Origin of the sequence: Tunicatimonas sp., assembly GCF_049647865.1 — a bacterium.
Lineage (GTDB): Bacteria > Bacteroidota > Bacteroidia > Cytophagales > Cyclobacteriaceae > Tunicatimonas.
In genome coordinates, this window is the sequence record NZ_JBARYM010000763.1 from 1 (window position 1) to 3,320 (window position 3,320).

Annotated in this window: 6 protein-coding genes; 3 read left to right on the plus strand and 3 right to left on the minus strand. The window is 43.2% G+C overall.

The window, feature by feature from the left end:
• Positions 1-2: 2 nt before the first annotated feature.
• Together WBA23_RS22250 and WBA23_RS22255 are read left to right on the plus strand one after the other, a co-directional pair.
• Complete coding sequence (locus tag WBA23_RS22250; RefSeq protein ID WP_424584478.1) at positions 3-248, plus strand: cytochrome b5 domain-containing protein; 246 nt, start codon at positions 3-5, stop codon at positions 246-248.
• A complete protein-coding gene (locus WBA23_RS22255; protein WP_424584479.1) occupies positions 248-877 on the plus strand; it encodes a DUF4230 domain-containing protein in 630 nt (209 codons plus the stop codon). The genes WBA23_RS22250 and WBA23_RS22255 overlap by 1 nt, the downstream gene beginning before the upstream one ends.
• Positions 878-892: 15 nt before the next feature.
• Here the strand turns inward: WBA23_RS22255 and WBA23_RS22260 are convergent, their stop codons facing one another.
• Together WBA23_RS22260 and WBA23_RS22265 are read right to left on the minus strand one after the other, a co-directional pair.
• Positions 893-1,312, minus strand: a complete 420-nt coding sequence (locus tag WBA23_RS22260) for a type II toxin-antitoxin system VapC family toxin (protein WP_424584480.1) — start codon at positions 1,310-1,312, stop codon at positions 893-895.
• Positions 1,293-1,541, minus strand: coding sequence for a hypothetical protein (locus WBA23_RS22265; protein ID WP_424584481.1), 249 nt, complete (start codon positions 1,539-1,541; stop codon positions 1,293-1,295). The genes WBA23_RS22260 and WBA23_RS22265 overlap by 20 nt, the downstream gene beginning before the upstream one ends.
• Before the next feature lie 169 nt (positions 1,542-1,710).
• On the opposite strand from WBA23_RS22265, the gene WBA23_RS22270 reads away from it, so the two are divergent.
• Positions 1,711-2,493: a peptidoglycan-binding protein gene (locus WBA23_RS22270; RefSeq protein ID WP_424584482.1), complete on the plus strand. Its 783-nt coding sequence runs from the start codon at positions 1,711-1,713 to the stop codon at positions 2,491-2,493.
• Between the two features lie 115 nt (positions 2,494-2,608).
• Here WBA23_RS22270 and WBA23_RS22275 read toward each other — a convergent pair whose 3' ends face one another.
• Positions 2,609-2,785 (minus strand): hypothetical protein, encoded by a 177-nt coding sequence (locus WBA23_RS22275; RefSeq protein ID WP_424584483.1) that lies wholly within the window; start codon positions 2,783-2,785, stop codon positions 2,609-2,611.
• Positions 2,786-3,320 lie beyond the last annotated feature (535 nt).

Sequence of the window (3,320 nt, forward strand, 5' to 3'; positions counted from 1 at the left end):
GCATGACTAACTTACCCGAATATACCATTCGCCAACTGGCTATGCGCAATGGGCAAGACCGGGAAGAGGTTTGGTGCGCTTACCAAGGCATAATCTACGATGTGAGCGAATCGCGCATGTGGCGGAGTGGAAAGCACTACGAGCATTGGGCAGGGCAAGACCTCACTCCCGAACTAGTAGATGCGCCGCATACTGAAAAAGTATTTAGCCGTTTTACTCCCGTAGGTACGTTAAAAACTTCAAGTTGATGCGGGTACGTCGATTCATAGCATTAGTTCTACTACTGGGTATTCCATTTTTCATTGGTTATCAGTGGAATACTTGGACAACCCCATCGGTGCCCGTATTATCAGAAACCGAAGTAACCACTACGCTGATTACTGAAATTGAAGCCCTAGGCAAAATGGAGCTGGTAAAGTACCGATTTCAGGAAGTAACCGAAGTACAGGAGATGAGTCGAGAATTTTTAAATATTCTGAAACTCGATACTGACTCCAAAGCCGTTTTAATTACTCAGGGGGAAGCGGTAGGTTGCTTAGACCTACTAAAAGTTAGTGCTAGTGATGTTAAAGTTACGGGCGACACGGTTTGGATGCGCCTTCCCGAACCCGAAATTTGCTACTACAAGCTGGATTTAGAGAAGACCCGCATTTATTCGGTAGAAACGGGCCTGTTTGCCAATCGCGACCAGTTTATCTCCCGCGCTTATCGGCAAGCGGAACGTCAGATTAAGGAAGCAGCTACTAATTCAGGAATTTTAGATGAGACAGAAGTAAATGCTCAACGCATACTACGCCCCCTGTTAGAAGAGCTTTCCGGGAAAACTATCATCTTTACGGAGAAACTTCCGGCAACTCGTATCGCTCCAGCTGACTAGGGTTAGTTCTTCACTTTAGCTCTGTCTGGGGAATACGTTAACTAAAAATTGGTTACGAATATCGCGATAGACGTAGAAATCGGAATCAATGCTGGCTATTTCGCGGATGCCGTACTTCTCAGAAGCAACAATTAATGAGGCATCAGCTAAATCCATCGGAACATCCGAAAACTGTTGACTTAACTCGATTAAGCGGACTAAGTGAGTTTGATCTAAATCGGATATTTGTAACCCTCCTCGTTGCATCCACGTCAGTAAGTTGACTTGAGCATTTGTACTGAAACTTAGCATATGAGAAGCTTCCGTAATAACCGGCCAGGTGGTAAGTAGATTCCCCGAATAGCCTTTCAAAAAGTTGATTGCAGTTAGGTGATATTGGTCGCGCTTATCGAATAAAGCAATAAGCGGACCGGCATCAACGAGCGTACTTTTCATTCAGCTTACCTTTAACTCTGGATTTGTATCTCGCTGAATTATCGGTTCTATCACTACTTTCCAAGCCAAACAAATCTTTACCCAACCCATAAGGACTTGCGGTAGTAGGAACCTGCTGTAAGTACAGCGTTAAAGCTTCTTTCACTACCTGAGATTTAGTTTTTTGCTGCTGCTCACAAAATTCTCGAAGCTCCTTTTCAGTTTTGTTAGATAATCGAACCGTCAACATAAAGAAATTATTAGTTGTAATACAACTGTATTACGTTTGTCAACTTAATTAGGTTCGCATTAAACGATTAGCTAATACAAACTACTTCCCAAGATTCTTCCGCTTTTTGGTTTACCTATTTGCTTTTGGAGGTACTAAGCAATATGCAACTAAACCAACTTAATTCATTATGTATCCTTACTTGAAACAAGGCAATCGGCTACCTACCGTGGCTGCTGTTCAAATCTTATTGAATCGTTCTCTACAGCGAGGTGAAACCATTGCCGTAGATGGTAGCTTTGGAAGAAGAACTCGCAAGGCAATTATTGATTTTCAGAAAAGGATGAACCTAGGAGTTGATGGAGTAGTGGGACGTAATACTTGGGCGGCCCTTAACCAGTTTCAGGGTTTACAAGTGATTGATACTATTGACGTAGCCAAAGCGGCCGACATTGGCTACGAGAATGATGCTATTCGCAATGCCGGAGGTAACCCTATTGTAAACCACGGCATGAGTGGGGGATTAAAGGTAGTACTAAATAAGATTTTGGCGCGTGGGCAACGCGGGCGAGTGGTACTCCTACGATTTCATGGACATGGTTCACCAGGAAGTATGGGATTATCTACTGGCACTAGATCCGATGTAAAATTTTCAGATTTTGATATTAGTTATTTTGTAAGCAAACACTTTGGAGAGTTCATAGCACGATTAACTCCTATGTTTTGCCCGTTTGGCAGCGTGGAGTTTCACGGATGCCGAGTAGGGGCCGGAGCTTCCGGAAAGCGATTCGTTCAGGAATTTAGCCGATACCTGAAAGTACCCGTTACGGCGGGTAAGCAGACTCAATATGGGGGTGGGCGATCTACTTTTCGTTTTGAGGGAGCTACTCGCTCCGCTTTTCCAGGAGGTAAGACACTAAAAGAGTGGTCAACCTCTTTAGCTGAAGCTGGACAAATGTCAGTACAGCGCTAAATGCGGTTAAAATCACTCCAGGTAGCTACCTAATTTCAAACGTCAGTGTAGCCCAGATTGACTCGTAATCTAACTAATCAGTAGTGCTCTCAATCATTTGAATACTACGGAGATGTCACTGCCCAGCATGAGTCAAATCTACGCTTACCAGTCCCTGCTTATCGGTTTTTAGCTGTGCCTCATCGTGTTGGTGCTTTTCGCCTGAATTGACGTGATTATGTTCGTGCTGTTCCGAAAGGTCAACGTATACGCATTGGTCAGCTAGTAGCTCGCTGTTGGCTAGCAAGTGCACTCCCGAAGTATCACTGCCTTCTAAGTTGTATGGATTCTCCTGAGGAACAAACTCTACCGAATATTATAAGACTCTCTTAATGGTGAGTAGATTGTTCATTGCCTACCTGAAAATAGCTTTCAAGTGTTTAGCGTATAATTCCCGCGCTGGTTCATTTATATGCTTTTCGTCTTTTCAGTTAGCCAATACCTCCAGTATGTCATTCGTGTTTTAAATATTCAATATAAATCTTCAGCCGATAATTCAATCGGACTAAGCTTCACTAAGAAGCCGTTTTAATTAATTCTTTCAGTCAAAAATGGCCGAAATTGAACCATCTCATCGTTATTTTTTCGTCAAATAGCGCTGCTATTCTCCTCAAAAATGCCTCGGTATGTCTGAATTCATCTCATTTTTCCCTCGAAATTTCTAACTGAAACAGCTTCTAAGACTCTCGACACGTAGGTTCCGGCCTCACTGGTAGTAAATGATATGTAAGTTGCTTGATTACGATCCGTCCACTGATGGTCCTTAGGTGTTTGGATAACCATTGGAC

Bases quoted from the DNA above. Each gene is read 5' to 3' on its own strand.
- WBA23_RS22270 (WP_424584482.1), top strand. From the start codon at position 1,711: ATGTATCCTTACTTGAAACAAGGCAATCGGCTACCTACCGTGGCTGCT.
- WBA23_RS22260 (WP_424584480.1), bottom strand. From the start codon at position 1,312: ATGAAAAGTACGCTCGTTGATGCCGGTCCGCTTATTGCTTTATTCGAT.
- WBA23_RS22250 (WP_424584478.1), top strand. From the start codon at position 3: ATGACTAACTTACCCGAATATACCATTCGCCAACTGGCTATGCGCAAT.
- WBA23_RS22255 (WP_424584479.1), top strand. From the start codon at position 248: ATGCGGGTACGTCGATTCATAGCATTAGTTCTACTACTGGGTATTCCA.
- WBA23_RS22265 (WP_424584481.1), bottom strand. From the start codon at position 1,541: ATGTTGACGGTTCGATTATCTAACAAAACTGAAAAGGAGCTTCGAGAA.